20 protein-coding genes and 1 pseudogene are annotated in these 20,389 nt (G+C 68.3%); 15 read left to right on the top strand and 6 right to left on the bottom strand.

Annotated elements, in window-relative coordinates; all coding sequences use genetic code 11:
* The first annotated feature begins 36 nt into the window (after positions 1–36).
* Genes QN239_RS27720 through QN239_RS27700 form a run of 5 tightly spaced genes read left to right on the top strand, consistent with a single transcriptional unit; the run spans position 37 to position 4,708 of the window.
* Positions 37–999, top strand: a complete 963-nt coding sequence (locus QN239_RS27720) for a GlxA family transcriptional regulator (protein ID WP_499016990.1) — start codon at positions 37–39, stop codon at positions 997–999.
* A gap of 10 nt (positions 1,000–1,009) precedes the next feature.
* Positions 1,010–1,720, top strand: coding sequence for a DJ-1/PfpI family protein (locus tag QN239_RS27715; protein WP_499015185.1), 711 nt, complete (start codon positions 1,010–1,012; stop codon positions 1,718–1,720).
* 10 nt (positions 1,721–1,730) lie between these two features.
* A complete protein-coding gene (locus QN239_RS27710; RefSeq protein WP_499015183.1) occupies positions 1,731–2,540 on the top strand; it encodes an alpha/beta fold hydrolase in 810 nt (269 codons plus the stop codon).
* A gap of 9 nt (positions 2,541–2,549) precedes the next feature.
* Entirely contained in the window at positions 2,550–4,193 is a 1,644-nt protein-coding gene (gene menD / locus QN239_RS27705; protein WP_499015181.1) for a 2-succinyl-5-enolpyruvyl-6-hydroxy-3-cyclohexene-1-carboxylic-acid synthase, read from the top strand.
* A complete protein-coding gene (locus QN239_RS27700; RefSeq protein ID WP_090360167.1) occupies positions 4,193–4,708 on the top strand; it encodes a DUF3592 domain-containing protein in 516 nt (171 codons plus the stop codon). The genes menD and QN239_RS27700 overlap by 1 nt, the downstream gene beginning before the upstream one ends.
* On the opposite strand, the gene QN239_RS27695 is transcribed toward QN239_RS27700, so the two are convergent.
* Entirely contained in the window at positions 4,683–5,354 is a 672-nt protein-coding gene (locus QN239_RS27695) for a DsbA family protein (protein WP_499015180.1), read from the bottom strand. The genes QN239_RS27700 and QN239_RS27695 overlap by 26 nt on opposite strands.
* An 87-nt stretch (positions 5,355–5,441) precedes the next feature.
* On the opposite strand from QN239_RS27695, the gene QN239_RS27690 reads away from it, so the two are divergent.
* Positions 5,442–6,569, top strand: a complete 1,128-nt coding sequence (locus QN239_RS27690) for a glycosyltransferase family 4 protein (RefSeq protein ID WP_499015178.1) — start codon at positions 5,442–5,444, stop codon at positions 6,567–6,569.
* Positions 6,570–6,578: 9 nt separating this feature from the next.
* Here the strand turns inward: QN239_RS27690 and QN239_RS27685 are convergent, their stop codons facing one another.
* A complete protein-coding gene (locus tag QN239_RS27685; protein WP_499015175.1) occupies positions 6,579–7,403 on the bottom strand; it encodes an SDR family oxidoreductase in 825 nt (274 codons plus the stop codon).
* A gap of 93 nt (positions 7,404–7,496) precedes the next feature.
* Between QN239_RS27685 and QN239_RS27680 the strand changes: the two genes are divergently transcribed.
* From QN239_RS27680 to ppnP, 3 genes are read left to right on the top strand one after another with little or no spacing between them, the layout of a single operon-like run.
* A complete protein-coding gene (locus QN239_RS27680) occupies positions 7,497–8,192 on the top strand; it encodes a demethylmenaquinone methyltransferase (RefSeq protein ID WP_090360159.1) in 696 nt (231 codons plus the stop codon).
* An 11-nt stretch (positions 8,193–8,203) separates the two neighbouring features.
* Complete coding sequence (locus QN239_RS27675) at positions 8,204–9,139, top strand: CobW family GTP-binding protein (protein WP_499015173.1); 936 nt, start codon at positions 8,204–8,206, stop codon at positions 9,137–9,139.
* Positions 9,140–9,172: 33 nt separating this feature from the next.
* Positions 9,173–9,457 carry a pyrimidine/purine nucleoside phosphorylase gene (gene ppnP, locus QN239_RS27670; RefSeq protein WP_499015171.1) on the top strand — a complete coding sequence of 95 codons (285 nt, stop codon included), beginning with the start codon at positions 9,173–9,175 and terminating at the stop codon, positions 9,455–9,457.
* 3 nt (positions 9,458–9,460) lie between these two features.
* Here the strand turns inward: ppnP and menJ are convergent, their stop codons facing one another.
* The gene (menJ, locus tag QN239_RS27665) at positions 9,461–10,675 is read right to left on the bottom strand and encodes a menaquinone reductase MenJ (protein WP_499015170.1); all 1,215 of its coding nucleotides are present in this window, start codon (positions 10,673–10,675) and stop codon (positions 9,461–9,463) included.
* Positions 10,676–10,738: 63 nt separating this feature from the next.
* Here menJ and grcC1 point away from each other — a divergent pair, with 63 nt between their 5' ends.
* Together grcC1 and htpX are read left to right on the top strand one after the other, a co-directional pair.
* On the top strand, positions 10,739–11,746 hold the full coding sequence (gene grcC1 / locus QN239_RS27660) for a nonaprenyl/(2E,6E)-farnesyl/geranylgeranyl diphosphat synthase (protein WP_499015169.1): 1,008 nt from the start codon (positions 10,739–10,741) through the stop codon (positions 11,744–11,746).
* Between the two features lie 70 nt (positions 11,747–11,816).
* Positions 11,817–12,689 carry a zinc metalloprotease HtpX gene (gene htpX, locus QN239_RS27655; RefSeq protein WP_090360151.1) on the top strand — a complete coding sequence of 291 codons (873 nt, stop codon included), beginning with the start codon at positions 11,817–11,819 and terminating at the stop codon, positions 12,687–12,689.
* A gap of 89 nt (positions 12,690–12,778) precedes the next feature.
* Here htpX and QN239_RS27650 read toward each other — a convergent pair.
* Both QN239_RS27650 and QN239_RS27645 read right to left on the bottom strand, forming a co-directional pair.
* Positions 12,779–13,447 (bottom strand): annotated as a pseudogene (locus QN239_RS27650) (type IV toxin-antitoxin system AbiEi family antitoxin domain-containing protein); the annotation flags it as partial.
* A gap of 99 nt (positions 13,448–13,546) precedes the next feature.
* The gene (locus tag QN239_RS27645; protein WP_499015168.1) at positions 13,547–15,688 is read right to left on the bottom strand and encodes a SulP family inorganic anion transporter; all 2,142 of its coding nucleotides are present in this window, start codon (positions 15,686–15,688) and stop codon (positions 13,547–13,549) included.
* A 357-nt stretch (positions 15,689–16,045) separates the two neighbouring features.
* Here QN239_RS27645 and QN239_RS27640 point away from each other — a divergent pair, with 357 nt between their 5' ends.
* The 4 genes from QN239_RS27640 to QN239_RS27625 all read left to right on the top strand — a co-directional run bounded on the left by QN239_RS27640 (position 16,046) and on the right by QN239_RS27625 (position 19,287).
* Positions 16,046–16,828: a response regulator transcription factor gene (locus tag QN239_RS27640; protein ID WP_090360143.1), complete on the top strand. Its 783-nt coding sequence runs from the start codon at positions 16,046–16,048 to the stop codon at positions 16,826–16,828.
* On the top strand, positions 16,825–18,303 hold the full coding sequence (locus QN239_RS27635; protein WP_499015166.1) for a sensor histidine kinase: 1,479 nt from the start codon (positions 16,825–16,827) through the stop codon (positions 18,301–18,303). Before QN239_RS27640 ends, QN239_RS27635 begins: the two co-directional genes overlap by 4 nt.
* A 108-nt stretch (positions 18,304–18,411) precedes the next feature.
* Positions 18,412–18,711: a hypothetical protein gene (locus tag QN239_RS27630; protein WP_499015164.1), complete on the top strand. Its 300-nt coding sequence runs from the start codon at positions 18,412–18,414 to the stop codon at positions 18,709–18,711.
* Positions 18,712–18,729: 18 nt separating this feature from the next.
* Entirely contained in the window at positions 18,730–19,287 is a 558-nt protein-coding gene (locus QN239_RS27625; protein ID WP_499015163.1) for a hypothetical protein, read from the top strand.
* 22 nt (positions 19,288–19,309) lie between these two features.
* On the opposite strand, the gene QN239_RS27620 is transcribed toward QN239_RS27625, so the two are convergent.
* The gene (locus QN239_RS27620; protein ID WP_187098257.1) at positions 19,310–20,335 is read right to left on the bottom strand and encodes an NAD(P)H-dependent glycerol-3-phosphate dehydrogenase; all 1,026 of its coding nucleotides are present in this window, start codon (positions 20,333–20,335) and stop codon (positions 19,310–19,312) included.
* Positions 20,336–20,389 lie beyond the last annotated feature (54 nt).

The raw sequence follows: 20,389 nt of genomic DNA, 5'->3' as shown, positions 1-20,389 counted from the left end.
GACGCCACGGCCTGGGCCCGCCACGATGAGAGCGTGATGCGATCGGTGGTGATCCTCGGCTACGGCGGTGTCCAGGGACTCGATGTCGTCGGGCCGTTCGACGTGTTCACCGGCGCCACGATGCACCTGGCCGCGCAGCAGCGCCCCGGCGGATACGACGTGCGCCTGATCTCCATGGACGGCCGGCCGATCGCCACCATGACCGGACTGGAGTTCGTCGCCGCCGCACCTCCGGATCCGCAGCAGGCCGTCGACACCGTGGTCATCCCCGGCGGGTTCGGCGTCGAGGAGGCGCGCCGCAACCCCGCGATCGTCGCGTGGATCCGCGCTGCCGCGCCGCGGGCACGGCGGATCGTGACCGTCTGCTCGGGCGCCATCCTGGCGGCCGAGGCCGGGCTGCTCGACGGCTGCACCGCCACCACACACTGGGCGTTCGCGCCACGGCTGGCCGGCGAATTCCCGTCCATCACCGTCGATCCGGAACCGATCTTCGTGCGTAGCTCCGAGCAGGTGTGGACCGCGGCGGGCGTCACCGCCGGTATCGACCTGGCCCTGCACCTCGTCGAGGAGGACCACGGCACCGAGATCGCGCAGACCGTCGCCCGGTGGCTGGTGCTCTACCTGCGTCGCCCGGGCGGGCAGACGCAGTTCGCCGCCCCGGTGTGGATGCCGCGGGCCCGGCGCGCGCCCATCCGCGATGTGCAGGAGGCCATCGAATCCGAACCCGGAGGCGCGCACAGCATTTCGGCCCTGGCTCAGCGCGCGGCGATGAGCCCGCGGCACTTCACCCGATTGTTCACCGAGGAAGTTGGCGAGGCACCCGGTGCCTACGTCGAACGGATCCGCACCGACGCCGCCCGCCGGCAACTGGAGGAGACCGATGACACCGTCACCGTCATCGCCACCCGTTGCGGGTTCGGCAGCGCCGAAACCCTGCGCCGCAACTTCGTCCGGCGCGTGGGTGTTTCACCCGATCAGTACCGCAAGTCCTTCGCATAGAGGAGAAGTCATGCAGATCGCCATCATCCTGTACCCGGGATTCACCGCACTCGATTTCATCGGTCCCTACGAGACGTTGCGCTGGCTACCCGATGCGGAGGTGCGCTTCGTCTGGCACCAGCCCGGGCCCGTCGCCGCGGATTCCGGGGTGCTGGTGGTTGGCGCGACCCATTCGTTCGACGAGACCCCGTCACCCGACGTGATCCTCATCCCCGGCGGCTTCAGCACCATGGAGCACGCCCGCGACGAAAAGGTGCTGGACTGGGTGCGCCACGCCCACCGCACCGCCACCTGGACGACATCGGTGTGTTCGGGGTCGGTCATCCTGGCCGCCTCGGGCGTGCTGGACGGCAAACGCGCCACCTCGCACTGGGCGGCGCTGCCGGTGCTCAAGACGTTCGGGGTGACGCCGGTCGGTGACGAGCGCGTGGTGCGTCAAGGCGATGTGGTGACGGCCGCGGGCGTGTCGGCCGGGATCGACCTCGGGTTGTGGCTGGCCGCGCAGATCGGCGGGGAGGACCGGGCCAAGGCGATCCAGTTGTCGATGGAGTACGACCCGCAGCCGCCGTTCGACTCCGGACACTTTTCGAAGGCCTCGGCGGCCACCAAGGCCTCGGCGACGGCCCTGATGTCGCGCGAGCTGTTGAAACCCGCCGCGCTCAAGGCCAGCACCCTGCTGCTGTGGGACCAGGCGATCAAGAAGGTCCGCGCCCGCAAGTAGGGTCGGCCGGGTGAACCTGGCTTATGACGACCGCGGTAGCGGCGATCCCGTCCTGTTCATCGCCGGCCGTGGCGGCGCGGGCCGCACCTGGCACCTGCATCAGACACCCGCGTTCCGGCGGGCGGGCTACCGCGTCATCACCTTCGACAACCGGGGTATCGGCGCCACCGAGAACGCCAGCGGCTTCACCACCGAACAGGTGGTGGCCGATACCGCCAAGCTGATCGAGGACCTGGTGGGTGGCCCGGTGCGCGTCGTGGGCGTGTCGATGGGGTCGTTCATCGCGCAGGAACTGATGCTGGCCCGGCCCGACCTGGTCACGCAGGGCGTGCTGATGGCCACCCGCGGCAGACACGACAAGGCGCGGGACTTCTTCAGCAACGCCGAACGTGAGCTCGCCGCCGCGGGTATCACCCTGCCGCCGGCCTACGACGCCAAGATCCGGTTGCTGGAGAGCTTCTCGCCCAAGACGCTCAACGACGACCGCGCGGTGACGGACTGGGCGGAGATGTTCACCATGTGGCCGACCAAATACACCCCGGGGCTGCGCAGCCAGCTCGATGTCTCCCCGCAGACCAACCGGCTGCCCGCTTACCGCAGCATCACGGCATCGGTGTTGGTGATCGGGTTCACCGACGACATCGTGATGCCCCCGCATCTGGGCCGTGAGGTGGCCGATGCCATTCCGCGCGGCCGCTACCTGGAGATCGCCGACGCCGGGCACCTCGGCTTCATCGAACAGCCCGACACCGTGAACGACGCCGTCCTGCAGTTCTTCGGCGAAGAGCGCATGCAGTTGCCCATCGAGCCCCGGGCATAGGCTGACGTGGTGAACCCCTCGACGACACAGGCGCGTGTCGTCGTCGACGAGCTCATTCGTGGCGGCGTGCGCGACGTGGTGTTGTGCCCCGGTTCGCGGAATGCGCCGCTGGCCTTCGCGCTGCACGATGCCGACAGCGCGGGACGTATCCGGCTGCACGTGCGGATCGACGAACGCACCGCCGGGTATCTGGCGATCGGGCTGGCGGTCAGCGCCAAGGCGCCGGTGTGCATCGCCATGACCTCGGGCACCGCCGTGGCCAACCTCGGCCCCGCGGTGGTCGAGGCGAACTACGCCCGGGTGCCGCTGATCGTGCTGAGCGCCAACCGGCCCTACGAGATGCTGGGCACCGGCGCCAACCAGACGATGGAGCAGCTCGGCTATTTCGGCAGCCAGGTCCGCGAGAACATCAGCCTCGGCCTGGCCGTCCACGAGGACCTGGCCGCGCTCAACGCCCAGTGGCGGTCGGCCACCTGCCGGGTGCTGGTGGCCGCCACCGGAGCACGCAGCGCCAACGCCGGCCCGGTGCAGTTCGACATCCCGCTGCGTGAGCCGCTGGTGCCCGACCGTGATGATCACGACGAGACCCCGCCCGGCCGCCCGGACGGCAAACCGTGGACCTACACACCACCGGTCGATTTCGACCAGCCGCTGGACATCGACCTGAGCCCGGACACCGTCGTCATCGCCGGGCACGGCGCGGGCATCCACCCCAACCTGGCCGGGCTGCCGACCGTCGCCGAACCCACCGCGCCGATGTCCGGACTCACCAATCCACTGCACCCGCTGGCGCTGCCGCTGCTGCGCCCGCAGCAGGTCATCATGCTGGGCCGGCCCACTTTGCACCGCTCGGTCTCTGCACTGCTCGCCGACCCCGCGGTGCCGGTCTTCGCCCTGACCACCGGCCCGCGCTGGCCCGACGTCTCGGGCAACTCGCAGGCCACCGGTACTCGTGCCGTCACCACCGGTGCCGCCGATCCGAGTTGGCTGCGCCGCTGTGCCGAGCTCCACCGGCGCACCCTGGCCGCGGTGCACACCCAGTTGGCCCAGCACCCGCTGACCACCGGCCTGCACGTGGCCGCGGCGGTGTCCGCCGCGCTGAGCGATGGCGACCAGCTGGTGCTCGGTGCCTCCAACCCGGTCCGCGACGTGGCGCTCGTGGGGCTGGCCGCCCCCGGTGTCTCGGTGCGGTCCAATCGCGGGGTCGCCGGTATCGACGGCACCGTGTCCACGGCCATCGGCGCAGCGCTGGCCCATGAGCGCGCGGGCGGCGGTCCACCGCGCAAGACCATCGCGCTGATCGGTGACCTGACCTTCGTGCACGACAGCTCCGGGCTGCTGATCGGGCCCACCGAGCCCACGCCGAAGAATCTGACCATCGTGGTGTCCAACGACAACGGCGGCGGCATCTTCGAACTGCTGGAGCAGGGCGACCCGCGCTTCTCCGACGTGTCCTCACGGATCTTCGGCACACCGCATGATGTCGACGTGGGCGCACTGTGCCGCGCCTACCACGTCGACTGCGCGCAGGTCGACGTGGACGACGTGACCGGCGTCCTCAAGCAGCCGCACGACGGGATGCGGGTGCTGGAGGTGAAGGCCGACCGGTCGTCGCTGCGGGCGCTGCACGCGTCGATCAGGGCGGCGCTGTAGTGGGTGCACTCGCCGAGCGGCTGAAAGCCCTCTGGCGCATCGTGATTCCGCACATCGTCGGGGACGGGGCGCAGACCCGGCCGCAGCGGGTGCTGCGCCGGATCCGGGTCGGCGTCGTGCTGGTCGCGGCCCTGGTGACATTCCAGTCGGTGTTGCTGGTGGTGGGCGCCTGGGTGAACGACGGTCAGATCGAACGCAATATGGGAGTGGCCGCAGCCGAGGTGCTCGACGCGGGCCCGCGCCGTTCCACCATCGAATTCGTGACCCCCGACCGCGTCACCTACCGGCCCGAGCTCGGGGTGCTCTACCCGTCGGAGTTGGAGAACGGGATGCGCATCTACGTCGAATACGACAAGACCAATCCCGATCTGGTGCGCGTCCAGCACCGCAACGCCTCGCTGGCGATCATCCCGGCGGGTTCCATCGCGGTGCTGGCCTGGTTGATCGCCGGCGCGGTGCTGATCGTGGCCGAGGTGGTGGACCGGCGTCTCACGCCGATTCGACCAGCTTCTTGAGCCAGTCGTTGTCGTAGATGTCGACCTTGCGGTCCTTGTTGAGGTCGTAGACGGTCGGCGTGCCGGTGGCGGTCGGGTCGATGTCGTAGAGAAACCCGAAATTCAGGTCCTCCATGCCCGAGACGTCCACCACTGCCTCACCGTCGGCGATCTGGGTGGCCTGGGCGTCGGGAACGCCGGCGGTGCGGGCCATCTCGGCCATCTCGTCGTCGGTGGGTCCCTTACCGCCGGGGTCCTGGTTGGCCCACAGCTCCTCGACGAACGACTGGAACGCGGTGGCCGGGGTGTGCTTGCCCGTGCCCGCCAGGAACAACGCGTTGGCGACCCGCTCCGAATGGTGATTGCCGTCGGTGTCCAGGAACGTCATCGGACGGTAGGTCACCTGCAGTGCCCCGATACCGAGGTAATAGCGGATCCGATCGCCGAAATCGTGTTGCAGATCGGCGCAGTGGGTGCACTGCGGCTCGGTGTAGATCTCGATACGTGCCGGTGCCTCGGAGAATCCCGCGACGATGCCGAAACCGTCTTTGCTCACCTCGGTCATCGGTTTCACCGGGTCGGGCTGTGCGCTGCCGGGAATCTGGCGCGCGCACCCGACCCCGGTCAGCAGGGTGAATGAGGCCAGCACCACCAACCATCGACGCACAAGGGCAACCGTACCGCTGTCGTGGTGTTCGCACGCCATATGCCGGCACGCAACCGCGTTGTTAACCAGCGCTGCGACAGTGGGGACGTGCGCGTTGCAATCGTTGCCGAGTCCTTCCTCCCGAACGTCAACGGCGTCACCAACTCGGTGCTTCGGGTGATCGAGCATCTCCGCCGCACCGGTCACGAGGTCATCGTCATCGCCCCCGACACCCCGCGCGGCCAGCCGCCGGCCGACCGGGTGTACGACGGTGTTCGGGTCCACCGGGTGCCGTCCAAGATGTTCCCCAAGGTCACCTCGCTGCCGCTCGGGGTGCCGATGCCGCGAATGGTCAACGTACTACGCGGTTTCGACCCCGATGTCGTACACCTGGCGTCTCCCGCGCTGCTCGGGTGGGGTGGGCTGCATGCGGCCCGCCGCCTCGGGGTGCCGACGGTGGCCGTATTCCAGACCGACGTGGCCGGGTTCGCCGAGAGCTACGGCGTCGGCATGCTGTCCCGGGTGTCGTGGGCGTGGACGCGGCGGCTGCACAGCAAGGCCGACCGCACCCTGGCGCCGTCCACCGCCGCAATCGAAGACCTTGAGGCGCACCGCATTCCGCGGATTCACAAGTGGGGCCGCGGTGTCGATATCACCGGGTTCGTGCCCTCGGCCAGGGACGAGGCGCTGCGCCGCCGGCTGTCACCGCAGGGTAAGCCGATCGTCGGGTTCGTCGGCCGGCTGGCCCCGGAGAAGCACGTGGAGCGCCTGGCGGTGCTGGCCGCCCGCGACGATCTGCAGGTGGTCGTCGTCGGTGAGGGTGTCGACCGACCGAAGCTGGCCGCCCTCATGCCCGGCGCGGTGTTCACCGGGGCGCTCTACGGCGCCGAACTGGCCACCGCCTACGCGAGCATGGACGTGTTCGTCCATCCGGGTGAACACGAAACCTTCTGTCAGACCGTGCAAGAGGCGATGGCCTCCGGGGTGCCGGTGATCGCGCCGAACGCCGGCGGGCCCCGAGACCTGGTCACCCCGATGCACACCGGACTGCTGCTCGGTGTCGACGAGTTCGAGCACCGGCTGCCCGGAGCCGTCGACCACCTGATCGCCGAACGGGCCCGCTATTCGGCGGCCGCCCGGCGCAGCGTGCTCGCCCGGACCTGGCCGGCCGTGTGCGAGGAACTGTTCGGCCACTACGAAGCCGTCATCGGCCTGCGCCGGCGCAAGGCGGCCTGAGCTCGTCGGTCAGCCCTGCGCTTGCACCGAAACGGGTTGCCACTCTTCCCAGGTGGCGAGCCGGGACTGGTAGTCGGCCTTGGCCAACTGCAGCGGCAGCTCCCCGAAGAACACCCGCAGCGGCGGTTTCTCGGCGTCGACGATCTTGAGCACGGCGGCGGCGGAGGCCTTCGGGTCGCCGGACTTGGCGACGCGCTTGGCGCGGGCCTCCTGCGCCTGCCGGTGCGCCTCGGCGTAGTCGGGCAGCGGTGTCGCGTGCTTGGCCGACGCGCCGGCCCAGTCGGTGTCGAACCCACCCGGCTCGATCAGCGTCACGTGGATGCCGAACGACGCCACCTCCTGGGCGAGCGCCTGCGAGAAGCCCTCCAGCGCCCACTTGGAGGCGTGGTAGATCCCGACGTTCGGGAACGCGGTGATCCCGCCGATCGAGGACACCTGGACGATGTGCCCGGTGCGCTGCGCCCGCAGGTAGGGCAGCGCGGCCTGGGTGACCCAGAGCGCGCCGAACACGTTGGTCTCGATCTGATCCCTGGCCTCGGCCTCGGAGAGTTCCTCGATGAAACCGAACTGGCCGTAACCGGCGTTGTTGACCACGACGTCCAGCCGGCCGAAGTGGTCGTGGGCCTGCGCGACGGCGGCGAAGTCGGCCGCGCGGTCGTCGACGTCCAGGCGCAGCGGCAGCACCGCCTCGCCGTACTTCTGGGTGAGGTCCTCCAGCGTGGCGGTATCGCGCGCGGTCGCGGCGACCTTGTCACCGCGTTCCAGGGCGGCGATGGCCCATTCCCGGCCGAAGCCGCGGGATGCGCCGGTGATGAACCAGATCTTCTCGGCCATGGGTAGCCCTCCTCAGGTGCCTGCGATCGATACCAACGTCACCACAGGCCGCCCATTCCCGGAAGTACGGGACTCACAGGTAGTTTTAGTGCGGTGAGTCGAGCGACGCTGGAGAAAGACCCCCATGAGGTGGCGTCGATGTTCGACGCCGTGGCTCGCCGCTATGACCTCACCAATACGGTGATGTCGCTGGGCCAGGACCGGTTCTGGCGCCGTCAGACGCGCGCTGCGCTGCAGATCGGCCCGGGCGACAAGGTGCTGGACCTGGCGGCCGGGACGGCGGTGTCCACGGTGGAGTTGACGGCCTCCGGTGCGTGGTGTGTGGCGGCCGACTTCTCGGTGGGCATGCTCGGTGCGGGCGCGTCCCGCGCGGTGCCGAAGGTGGGTGCCGATGCGACCAGGCTGCCGTTCGCCGACGGCGTGTTCGACGCGGTGACCATCAGCTTCGGGTTGCGCAATGTGGTCGACCATGTCGCGGGCCTGCGCGAGATGGCCCGGGTGACCCGTCCGGGTGGCCGTCTGGTGGTGTGCGAGTTCTCCACGCCGACCAATCGGCCGTTCGCGACGGTGTACAAGGAGTACCTGATGAAGGCACTGCCCGCGATGGCGTCGGCGGTGTCCAGTAACCCGGATGCCTACGTGTACCTGGCCGAATCGATCCGCGCGTGGCCCGACCAGGCCGCACTCGCGGGCCGGATCGCCGATGCCGGCTGGGGCTCGGTGCGTTGGCGCAATCTCACCGGCGGCATCGTCGCATTGCATGCGGCGGTGAAACCGCCCGTCGACTGAGGCGCCGCGGCGTGAGCATCCCCGTACTCGCCGTCGCCGGGCACCTCGGTGCCGGTAAGACCACGTTGCTCAACCATCTGCTGCGCAACAGCTCCGGTGCCCGAATAGGGGCTCTGGTCAACGATTTCGGTGCTGTCAACATCGATGCCATGCTGGTCGCCGGTCAGGTGGACGCGATGGCCTCGCTCTCGAACGGCTGCATCTGTTGTGTCACCGAGGACGGTGAGGTGGCCGAGATGCTCGGCAAGCTGGCGGCGGTCAAGCCCCGGCTGGACCTCATCGTGGTGGAGGCCAGCGGCGTCGCGGAGCCCCCGGCTCTGGCCCGCACCATCATGGCGGTTGACGACAAGCGCTTCCACTACGCCGGGCTGGTCCTGGTGGTCGACGCGACCGCACCGGCCGACCTCGGGCACGGGGTACGGGTGGCCGACTTGGTGGTGCTGAACAAGGCCTCTGCTGCAGGGGATCTGGCCGCGGTCACTGCGCAGGTGCGGGCGCTGCACCCCGCAGTGCCGTTGTTGCCCACCGATTTCGCCACCATCGACCCCCGGTTGCTGATCGATCCCGCGCCCCGTCCACTGCGCGCACAGATGTCCTTCGACGAACTGCTGCACGAGTCTCATGACCATGACCATCCCGCGTACCAGAGCGTCGAGTTTCGTGCCGACAGCACGCTGAACCCCCGCCAGTTCATGGCACTGCTCCGCGACCGGCCCCAAGGGCTGTACCGGGCAAAGGGTTTCGTGGATTTCGGTCCGGGGCACCGGTATCTGCTGCAATTGGTGGGCGGATCGGTCCGGTTCGAGCGGCAGCGGCGAGCCGGCACCGAACTGGTGTTCATCGGCACCGATATCGACACCACCGCACTCCGGTCCGCGTTGGACGCGTGCCTCACCGAGCCCGCCGACGAGGCGGCCATCCTCGGCGTGCTCAAGTACGTGGTCTAGGTATGCTGACCGCTCACCCGAGTGCGAGGAGCTGTGTTGTTCAAGGTCAATGAGTACTTCGACGGCGATGTCGCCTCGATCGCGTTCGCGACGGCCGACGGGCCGGCGACCGTGGGTGTCATGGCCGTCGGGGAGTACGAGTTCGGCACGTCCACCGAGGAGATCATGCACGTCGTCTCCGGTGCGCTGACGGTCAAGCTGCCCGGCCGCGATGACTGGGAGACCTTCGCTGCCGGAACACAGTTCACCGTGCCGACGGACAGCAAGTTCGGGGTGCGCGCCGAGGTCGAGACGGCCTACCTGTGCGAGTACCGCTGACGCTCAGCTGAACGGCTTGCGCTGATCGAGCCGTCGTGACGCCATTCCGGCCGATCGCCACACCCGGGCGGTCCAGTCCTCGTCTTCGTCGGTGACCAGGTTGCCCATCATGCGTACCGCGACCTTCATCAGGAACTCCGACCGCATGGCCACCGGACCGGCCATCGGCAGGAATCGTGGATAGGTGAGCAACAGCGCCAGCCGCCGTGCGGCCGAGAAGCCGCGCGCGTAGTGCTCGGTGAGCACGGCGGGCCAGGCCTGGGTGAGATCGCGATGGTCCAGGAGTTCGGCGGCCAGCCGTCCGGTCTCCAGGCCGTAGTCGATACCTTCGCCGTTGAGCGGGTTCACGCACGCCGCGGCGTCGCCGATGAGCATCCAGTTGGGTCCGGCCACACCGGATACCGCCCCGCCCATCGGGAGCAGTGCGGACAGCCCGGCCCGTGGTGCGCCCGTGAAGCCCCATTCCTCGCGGCGTAACCCGGCGTAGTAGGCCATCAGCCGCGGCAGTCGGACGTCGGCGGGCCGCTTGGCGGTGGCCAGCGCCCCGACCCCGATGTTCACCTCGCCGTTGCCCAGCGGGAAGATCCAGCCGTATCCGGGCAGGACTTCGCCTTCGGGGGAACGCAATTCGAGATGTGAGGTGAGCCACGGTTCGTCGGCGCGCGCGGAGGCAAGATACCCACGGATCGCGACCGCGTAGACGGTCTCCTGATGCCAGCTGCGGCCGAGGGCCCGGCCCAGCGTCGAGCGGGCGCCGTCGGCGACGATCAGCGTGCCCACGCCGATCTCGGTGCCGTCATCCAGGGTCAGTGTCGACACTCGACCGCGCGAGTCATGTTGCACACCAACTGCTTTGGAACCCAGGAGCATCTTCGCGCCGTCGTCGGCGGCGACCATCCGGACCCGGTCGTCGAGTTCGGTGCGGGGCACGGCACTGCTGGTCGACGGGAACGACGGGCCCGGCCAGCCGATCTCGACGTCGGCGCCGAACCCGGACATCCGCAGACCGTGATGCCGGATTCTGCCGTCCAGCCAGGTACCCAGGCCGAGCCGCTCCAGCTCGGCGACCGCCCGCGGGGTCAGTCCGTCACCGCACGCCTTGTCGCGGGGGAACTGCGCCGAGTCGATCACCAATACGTCCCGACCGGCGCGCGCCGCCCAGGCCGCGGCCGACGAACCCGCGGGCCCGGCACCGACGACCACCACATCTGCCTTCATTGCTCCCCGGGGTGCTGCGCTCCTGCCCGCCGTATCCAGCATGACTCACAGTATGTTGGAACCATGAGGACACCGGGGAGCGTGGTGGCGGGGGTGGACTTCGGGGACCCGGAGTTTGCCGCACGGGTGCGTGACGGCGTCGCCCGCGTCGAGGACCTGATGTCCACCGAACTGGGCAAAGCCGATGAGCTGATGGCCGAGGCCGTCCAGCATCTGTTCCAGGCCGGTGGCAAGCGCTTCCGGCCGCTGTTCACCGTGCTGTCCGCCTCCCTGGGCCCGCAGCCTGATCATCCCGACGTCGCGATCGCGGGCGCGGTGATCGAGCTGGTGCATCTGGCCACGCTGTACCACGACGACGTGATGGACGAGGCCCAGGTGCGCCGCGGCGCCGACAGCGCCAACGCACGCTGGGGCAACAACATCGCGATCCTCGCCGGCGACTACCTGTTCGCGACCGCGTCGCGGCTGGTGTCGAGGCTGGGACCCGAAGCGGTGCGGGTGATCGCCGACACCTTCGCCCAGCTGGTGACGGGGCAGATGCGCGAGACCCGGGGCGCGGTCACCGGCGCCGACGAGGTCGAGCACTACCTGAAGGTGGTCTACGAGAAGACCGCCTGCCTGATCGTGGCCTCCGGCCGGTTCGGTGCCACGTTCTCCGGCGCCGACGAGGAGCAGATCGAGCGGCTGGCCCGGCTCGGCGGCATCGTCGGTACGGCTTTCCAGATCTCCGACGACATCATCGACATCGACAGCGACCCTGACGAGTCGGGCAAGCTGCCGGGCACCGACCTGCGGGAAGGGGTGCACACGCTGCCCGTGCTGTACGCCCTGCGGGAGCAGGGGGCCGACGGCGACCGGCTGCGGGCCCTGCTGGACGGTCCGGTCACCGACGACGGGGAGGTGGCCGAGGCGCTCGTCCTGCTGCGCCGCTCGCCCGGGATGACGCGGGCCAAGGAGGCGGTGGCCGACTACGCACGCCAGGCCCGCGCAGAATTGGACCAGTTGCCCGCGGGGCCGGGGAGGGCCGCGCTGGCGACGCTGGTGGACTACACCGTCAACCGGCACGGATAACAGGCGCAGGAACCTGCGGGGGGTGGCTCGGCGTTACAGGGAGCGGGGACTTTCGTAGGAAGGGAAGCAGATGACCTGGCATCCACACGCCAACCGGATGAAGACTTTCGTGCTGTTGGTCGGCATGTCGGCGTTGATCGTGTTCATCGGCTCGCTGTTCCGTAACCCGTCCATCCTGTGGCTGTCAGTGCTGTTCGCGGTGGGCATGAACGCCTACGTCTACTTCAACAGCGACAAGATGGCGCTGCGGGCCATGCACGCCCAGCCCGTCACCGAGATGCAGGCGCCGGCGATGTACCGCATTGTCCGGGAGCTCGCGACCACGGCGCGTCAACCCATGCCCCGGCTCTACATCAGCGATACCGACGCCCCCAATGCCTTCGCCACCGGGCGCAACCCGCGCAATGCCGCGGTGTGCTGCACCACCGGGATTCTGCGGATCCTCGATGAGCGTGAGCTGCGGGCCGTGCTGGGCCATGAGCTGTCCCATGTGTACAACCGCGACATCCTGATCTCCTGTGTGGCCGGCGCGCTCGCGTCGGTGATCACCGCACTGGCCAATATCGCGATGTTCGCCGGCATGTTCGGCGGGAACCGCGAAGGTGGTGCGAATCCGTTTGCGTTGCTCCTGGTTTCGCTGTTGGGTCCGATCGCCGCGACGGTGGTGAAGCTGGCCGTGTCGCGGTCGCGCGAGTACCAGGCCGACCAGTCCGGTGCCGAGCTGACCGGCGACCCGCTGGGGCTGGCGAGCGCGCTGCGCAAGATCGCCTACGGCGTGCAGGCCGCGCCGCTGCCGCCCGAGCCGCAACTGGCCGACCAGGCGCACCTGATGATCGCCAACCCGTTCCGGGCGGGGGAGAAGATCGGCAAGCTGTTCTCCACCCACCCGCCGATGGAGGACCGCATCCGTCGCCTGGAGGATATGGCCGGCCGCCGCCTCTGAGCTGAGCGATTTCGGCGCGCTTTCCCGCGTTGAGCGCGTGTCAGCGCGCCGAAATCGCCGAGCGGATGGTCCCGATGCACGGCCTGGTCGGGAAACGCAACGTCGATCAAGTACGGACCGGCCGGATGATTGGTCAGCCAGCCGGTGATACCGGCCACCCTGAGCGCCTTGACCAACAGCCGCTCGGCTTCCGACCGTGCGCCGTCTTGTGCGGCCAACAGCAATCGTCTGGCCGACGGCGAGCCGTACCTGCCCTTGTTGCGTAGATGCGCCTGCCAGAGCTCGCGCAGTTGCGAACCCCCTTGTAGTGCAGCGTCCATGATGGCGGCCCCGCCGCCCGGCCGGGCGCCTGCTTCCACGATGGTCAGCGGTCGCGCCGTCACGCGGAGCCCGCGGCAGGACGCCAGGTCGGTCGGGGCGAGATCCCGTCTGCGTACCCGGCACCCGGCCCGTCGTCTGCCGTGGCTGTTCCTCGGGACGGTGATCTCGGTGACCTCGGGTACGAAGCGTGTCAGGCCTTGCCACCAGGCCGCCGCGAGTCCGGAGGCCGCGGCCTGCTTGCCGTATCCCCAGACGGCGGACCGGATTCGGGCCGCGTCGGTGAAGGGGCGGTCGTCGACGAAATAGACGCCGCGTGCGCACCGCCGCCAGTGTCCCGACGCCACGAGGCGCTGGACGCTGTCCGCGCTGAGTCCGCTTGCCTTGGCCTGGTCGAGGGTGATGACGCCGTCATGTCTTCGGAGAAGATCGTCGAGCACATCGGTTCTGACGTCGCCCGAGCGGCCACGGTTCCCTCAACAGCGATTTCGGCGCGCTTACCCGCGGTCACCGCGGGTAAGCGCGCCGAAATCACCAGGTCAGGCGGCGCCGACCAGGGTCTCGACGAAGGTCGGGGTGACCCGCAGGACATCGGCGCTGGCGATGTCGTAGAACAACCCGATCACCTCGATGCCGGGGTGCGCCGCCAACACCGGGTGTCGGGACAGGGTCTGCACCTGCACCGCGATGTTCACCATCGACAGCTGATCCTCGGTGCTGAACCCGGCCACCGCGGCCGACCGTGCCACCGGATGGCCGCCGCCCTGGAACGCCTCCAGCGTCGGGTCACCGTGCGCCAGCCAGGATTTCAGGTGCGCGTCATCCGGAGCGCCGTTCAGCAGGGCCTTCATCGCACCGCAGCTGGAGTGTCCGCACACCACGATCGAGGAGACGCCCAACTGGTTGACCGCAAACGTGATGGCCGCCTCGACCGAGGCGTCCTTCTGGCCCGCCGGGATCATGTTGCCGACATTGCGGACGGTGAACAGATCGCCCGGGCCACTGCTGGTGATGACGTTGGGCACCACGCGCGAGTCGGCGCAGGTGAGGAACAACGTCTCGGGCTGCTGCTCATCGGCCAGTTCCTTGAGGTGGGGCCGCAGCACCGGGGCCGTCCTGCGTTGGTAGTTGGCCAGGCCGTGCAGCACCGACGGCATGTGGTTCTTCTGCCAGGTGCTCCACGGCGCCACCCCGGACCGCTTGTCGAACGGGGTGAACCCGCGCTCGGGGGGCCCGTCGACGGCGCTGCCCATCTCGACGGCGCCGAGATCGTGCAGATGCACACTGCCCCCGGTCGCCTCGTGCTGACGGCGCCATTCCTCGATGGCCTCGTGTGCGGCGTGGTCCAGGAAGTCCACCGACAACTCGATCGTGACGTCGGTGCCGGCCGGGACGGTGGCCAGCACGCTGGTGAGCCGCGGCAGCGACAGGAAGGTGCACGAACCTTCGATGTCCACGCGCCAGTGGTTCTCCGAGACCTCTTCGGCCGCGACCTTGGCACGGACCACCCGCCACACCGTCATGGCGACCGCCAGGGCCAGTCCGATCAGCACACCTTCGAGCAGGTTGAGGAACACCACACACAGCACGGTGACGACGTAGACCGCGAGATCACCAGTGCGGCGGGCGGTTTCGATATGAGCGATCTTGACCAACTGCATACCGATGACGATCAGCAGGCCGGCCAGCGCCGCGGACGGGATCAGCTGGGCCAGCCCGGCGAACGGCACCGCGAACACCAGGATCCAGACACCGTGCAGGATGCCCGAGGCGCGGGTCTTGGCGCCGGCGGTGACGTTGGTGGAACTCCGCACGATGACGCCCGTGACGGGCAGACCGCCGACCGCGCCGGAGGCGATGTTGGCGGCACCCTGCCCGATCAGCTCCCGGTCGAAATCGGTGCGCGGCCCGGAGTGCATCCGGTCCACCGACACCGCCGACAGCAGGCTCTCCACGCTGGCGATCAGGGCCACCGTCAGCACACCGGTGGCGAACGCACCCCAGTTGCCGTCGGGCAGGCTGGGCAGCGCGAACGCGTCGAGCAGGGAACCGTCGAGCTGGATCCGGGGTACGTCGAAGGGCGCGAGGACGCTCAGCGCGGTGACCCCGACGATGGCCACCAGCGGTCCGGGCACCTTGCGGAGCGTGGCGGGCACCCAGCGCCAACCCACCAGGATCGCGATGACCAGCGCCCCGAGGAACAGCCCGGGTCCGTGCGCGGCGAGCAGCTGACCGGGCAGTGCGGTGACATTGGCCCACGCCGAGCTGTGCGAATTCCCGCCCAGCAGCACGTGCACCTGCTGCAGCGCGATGGTGATGCCGATACCCGCGAGCATCGCGTGGACGACCACCGGCGAGATCGCCAAAGCCGCCCGTGCGATGCGACTGAGCCCGAACAGCACCTGCAGGATGCCGGCGCACACGGTGATCGCGCAGGTGACCTTCCAGCCGAACTCGGCCACCAAGCCGGCCACGATGACCGTGAGGCCGGCCGCCGGACCGCTCACCTGCAACGGGGATCCGCCGATCGCGCCGGCGATGATCCCGCCGACCGCGGCTGCGATGAGCCCGGCCAGAACGGGTGCCCCGGAGGCGACGGCGATACCGAGGGATAGGGGCAGTGCGACCAGGAACACCACCAGTGAGGCGGGTAGGTCGTACCGCAGAATTGTTTGCCGCATGTGAAAAGCTCCCATCACGGGATTGTGGGTACAAACGACATCTTTGTCGCAGCTGGATCTCGAATACGTCGAAACAAGTTGCAATGCAGTCGGTTACGTGTCCTGCGGGGCAATTGCTATGAGCGAGCGTATTTATCGCGTTGACAAGCGGTCAAGGAAGATCCGAGGTTGCATATCGAACCCAAATCTTCTGCTGTGTGCTGTCTTTCATTGTGCTGTGAAAAGTGATGTACCGCAGATTGTTTCGTTGCGTGTCACTTGACGGGGTGAAAGGTGATGCGGGTCATATCGTTGTAACGTCTAAGAACTCGCTATGAACTCCGTGACAGTGCACTGCGAGGTCAGCAGAATGGGTGTATGGCCACGATGTCGTTACCACCTCGTACCCAACACCCCCGTCAAGCCATCCTCGGCCAACTGCCCAAGATTCACCGAGCCGACGGATCGCCCATCCGGGTGTTGCTGGTGGACGACGAACCGGCCCTGACCAACCTGGTCAAGATGGCCTTGCACTACGAGGGCTGGGTGGTCGACGTGGCCCACAACGGCCACGACGGCGTGGCCAAATTCGACGAGACCGAGCCCGACGTGGTGGTGCTCGACATCATGCTGCCCGATATCGACGGGATGCAGATTCTGCAGCGGGTCCGTGAGGCGCAGGGGTACACCCCGACGTTGTTCCTCACCGCCAGGGACTCTGTGCTGGACCGAGTGTCCGGGCTGACCGCCGGTGCCGACGACTACATGACCAAGCCGTTCAGCCTGGAGGAGTTGGTGGCCCGGCTGCGTGGGCTGCTGCGCCGGTCCAGCCACACCACCCCGCCGGCCGACGAGGTGCTCACGGTCGGCGACCTCAAACTCGACGGCGCCAGTCGCGACGTCACCCGGGCCGGTACGCCGATCGCGCTGACCGGCACCGAATTCGAACTGTTGCGATACCTGATGCGCAATCCGGGCCGGGCGATCAGCCGCGCCGAGATTCTGGACCGGGTGTGGAACTACGGTTTCGGCGGCAAGTCCAGCATCGTGGATCTCTACATTTCCTATCTGCGCAAGAAGGTCGACACCGACCGGGCACCGATGATCCAGACCGTGCGCGGGGTGGGCTACATGCTGCGGCCGTCGACCGGGCCGGCGTGATCTGGTGGCCCCGGTCGCTGCGCCGGCAGCTGGTGCTCGGCGTGACCGCCATCGTGACCGTCGTGCTGCTCGCGGTGGGCGTGCTGTCGGTCTACAGCCTGCGTACCTACGTGGGCACGATGGGCGATACGGAACTGTCCCGGTCGCTGGCCGCCTTCAGCCACTCGTTCCACAAGTTGCAGCTCAAGAAGGACGAAGCCGAGGATGCGGTCGATGCCGACGCATTGTCGGCGTTCGTCGGGCAGGCCCCGGGCAACCTGATCGCGGTGCTGCACGACGGGGAAGTGGTGCAGTCGGCGGTGTTCTCCGACGGTGAGCCGCATCCGGCGCCGCGTGCGGTTGTCGACGCACTCGACAGCCTGGACTGGACCGGGGCCGGCCCCCGCACGGTGAAGCTGCCCGAGTTGGGTGCCTACCGGTTGGCGGCAGAGCCCGCCGGTGGTGACGGCGACGGGCACATGCTGCTGTGCGGGGTATCGCTGGACAGCGCGAATCAGGTGATCGCCCGCAAGACGGTGACCCTCGCGGTGATCATCGTCGTCGCGCTGGTGGTGACGGCGCTGGGTACGGTCGCGGTGGTCCGGTATGCGCTGCGGCCGCTGCGCCGGGTCGCCTCGACCGCGGCCAAGGTGGCCACGCTGCGCCTGGATGCCGACGATCCGCGTATCCATGCCCGCGTGCAGGAGCGCTACACCGACCCCGACAGCGAGGTCGGCGTGGTGGGTGAAGCCCTCAACCAGCTGTTGGCCAACGTGGACAGCGCGCTGGCCGAGCTGGCCGCCTCCGATCGGCGCACCAGGCAGTTCCTGATGGATGCCAGCCATGAGCTGCGGACGCCGTTGGCGGCGATCCAGGGGTACGCCGAGCTGACCCGCCAGGACAGCGCCGAGCTTCCACCCACCACCGAGTACGCGCTGGCCCGCATCGAGGCCGAGGCTCGCCGGATGACCGGGCTGGTGGGGGATCTGCTGCTGCTGACCAGGCTCGGCGAAGGACAGGACCTGGAAAGCGATGATGTCGACCTGGCCGATCTGGTCGTCGACGCCGTGAACGACATCGCGGTGTCGGCGCCGGAGCACCACTGGGTGACGCGACTGCCCGAGGATCCGGTCTGGGTGCGTGGAGACCGCGCGCGGCTGCATCAGGTGCTCGGCAATCTGCTGACCAACGCCCGGATGCACACGCCACCCGGGGTGGCCGTGACGATCGGACTGGACATCCGGCGTGACCGTGTGCTTTTGACGGTCACAGATGACGGTCCGGGAATTGATGCGGAATTGTTGCCGAACTTGTTCGGAAGATTTGTGCGCGCCGACAAATCCCGGTCACGAGAGTTGGGCAGCACCGGTCTGGGTCTGGCCATTGTCGCGTCGATCGTAGAGGCCCACGAGGGCGCAGTGACGGTCCAGTCATCCTCTGAAGAAACAACTTTCACGGTCGACCTGCCGCTGGCGCCGGCTTCGCAATTGGTATGAATTCGGCCTGAATCGCCATTGTTTGCATTTGATATGCAATTGTGGGAATTCGTGCATATCTCCAATAGCCTGGAAGGGTATTCGGAAATACTCAGAAAGGTGTATCGCATGCTCAGATCACTCACTCTCATCCCCGTCGGATTGGCCGTGGCCGGACTGGTGCTGGCCGCTCCCGCCGGCGCCGCCCCGACCGGGCCGTCGAACGCGCAGCAGACCATCGATCAGCTGCAGTCCGAGGGCTACCGCGTCATCACCACCAAGGTGGGCGCCGGTTCGATCGACCAGTGCAGCGTCAGCGGGGTCCGCCCCGGGCGCGATATCACCGAGTTGAAGGCGTTCCCGCGCGGCAACACGCAAGAAGTCGTCCGGTACACGACCGTCTACGTTGACCTGGCCTGTGCGAGGTGACCAGGTTAGGGTGTGGCCATGCTGAGCAAGATGCTGATCGCGCTGGCGACGGCGGCCGGCGCCGCGGCCGTCGCTATGCCCGGCATGGGCCTTCCTCTTGCGGCGGCCGACCCCGCACCGCCGCCACCGCCCCCGCCGAACATCGGTGGCTACGAGCTGGCCAAGCCCTCGCAGTTCATGGTGATGGACGGGTCGATGTACGCCTTCGCCGCCCCCGGCGGGTTGGTCTGCATCATGATGCGGACCACCGGTGATTACGGCTGCAGCGGTCCGATCCCGGCCCCGCCGGAGGAGGCGAATGCGATCACCGGCGGCCAGGTCGGACCGCCCGCGTTCGCCGTATCCCACGCCCCGATCTGGGGTTCGCTCACCGGGCACGTCTACCCGCTGCTGCCGAACAACAAGCTCAGCTACAAGAACATCACCTGCGGCACGGACGGTGTGATGACCACCTGTCAGAACTCGTTCGACCAGTCCGGGTTCGTGCTCAGCCCGTCGGGCAGCTACATCGTCAACCAGACCAACCCGCTGGTGGATCGGCCCGACGGGGCGGCCCGGAACCCGTACTTCAACTGACTCTGCCGCGACTGCGCAACGGTCAGAAGCCGGAACCGTAGACCTCGTGGCCGGGCTTCTCGACCATCAGTCCGTGGTAGGCATCCTCCACCGTGGCGCCGTGGTTGATCACCCCGTCGACCTCACGGGCGATGGGCATGGTGATCCCGCAGTCCTTGGCGAACTCCATGATCACCGAGGCCGCCTTGACGCCCTCGGCCACCTGATTCATCGAGGTGATGATCTCCTCGACGGTTTTGCCCCGCCCGAGTTGTTCGCCGACGTGACGGTTGCGGCTGCGCTGCGAGGTACACGTCACGATCAGGTCGCCCATCCCGGCCAGGCCGGCGAAGGTGTCGCGATGTCCGCCCATGGCCACCCCGAGCTTGGACATCTCGGCGACCGCGCGCGCCATCACCATGGCCCGGGTGTTCTCCCCGATGCCCAGGGAATAGCCCATGCCCACCGCGATCGCATAGACGTTCTTCAGCGCTCCGGCCATCTCGACACCCACCACATCGTCGGTGGTGTACGTGCGAAATCGCCTGGTGCGGAACAGCTGTCCCAAGTTGGCGGCCAGATGCTGATCCGGCATGGCCAGCACGGCCGCCGCCGCGTAACCCTCCGCGACCTCGCGCGCGATATTGGGCCCGGCCAGGATCCCGGCCGGATGCCCGGGCAGCACCTCGTCGACGATCTGGCTCATCCGCATGTTGGTGCCCTGCTCCAGGCCCTTCACCAGTGAGACCACCGGGACCCACGGGCGCAGTTCCTTCGCAAGCTCCTGCAGCACGCCGCGGAACCCGTGCGAGGGCACGCCCATCACGATCACGTCGGCGCAGTTGGCCGCCTCGGAGAAATCGGTGGTGGCCCGCAGACCGTCGGGCAGCTCCACCTCATCGCCGAGATACCGGGAGTTGCGGTGGTTGTCGTTGATGTCCTTGGCGGTCTCCTCGGATCGCACCCACTGCAGGGTCGGTCCACGGCGCGCGCAGATCGACGCGACGGTGGTACCCCACGACCCACCACCCAGGACGACGACATTCGGTACACGTTGCGCGGCTGCCATCCGGTCAGGTTAGTTTTGCCGTCCCCGCGTTCGTGGCCGATTCGATTGTTGCGC

The sequence above is a fragment of the Mycolicibacterium sp. Y3 genome, from assembly GCF_051188035.1.
In the GTDB taxonomy this organism is placed as follows: Bacteria; Actinomycetota; Actinomycetes; order Mycobacteriales; family Mycobacteriaceae; genus Mycobacterium; species Mycobacterium fluoranthenivorans.
The sequence above is the reverse complement of the archived record's forward strand: the minus strand, read 5'-3'. Positions and strand labels throughout refer to the sequence as shown.

Coding starts and splice junctions, on each gene's coding strand:
- QN239_RS27720 (WP_499016990.1), top strand. CDS start 37: ATGCGATCGGTGGTGATCCTCGGCTACGGCGGTGTCCAGGGACTCGAT.
- QN239_RS27715 (WP_499015185.1), top strand. CDS start 1,010: ATGCAGATCGCCATCATCCTGTACCCGGGATTCACCGCACTCGATTTC.
- QN239_RS27685 (WP_499015175.1), bottom strand. CDS start 7,403: ATGGCCGAGAAGATCTGGTTCATCACCGGCGCATCCCGCGGCTTCGGC.
- menJ (WP_499015170.1), bottom strand. CDS start 10,675: ATGAAGGCAGATGTGGTGGTCGTCGGTGCCGGGCCCGCGGGTTCGTCG.
- grcC1 (WP_499015169.1), top strand. CDS start 10,739: ATGAGGACACCGGGGAGCGTGGTGGCGGGGGTGGACTTCGGGGACCCG.
- htpX (WP_090360151.1), top strand. CDS start 11,817: ATGACCTGGCATCCACACGCCAACCGGATGAAGACTTTCGTGCTGTTG.
- QN239_RS27645 (WP_499015168.1), bottom strand. CDS start 15,688: ATGCGGCAAACAATTCTGCGGTACGACCTACCCGCCTCACTGGTGGTG.
- QN239_RS27640 (WP_090360143.1), top strand. CDS start 16,046: ATGGCCACGATGTCGTTACCACCTCGTACCCAACACCCCCGTCAAGCC.
- QN239_RS27630 (WP_499015164.1), top strand. CDS start 18,412: ATGCTCAGATCACTCACTCTCATCCCCGTCGGATTGGCCGTGGCCGGA.
- QN239_RS27625 (WP_499015163.1), top strand. CDS start 18,730: ATGCTGAGCAAGATGCTGATCGCGCTGGCGACGGCGGCCGGCGCCGCG.
- QN239_RS27620 (WP_187098257.1), bottom strand. CDS start 20,335: ATGGCAGCCGCGCAACGTGTACCGAATGTCGTCGTCCTGGGTGGTGGG.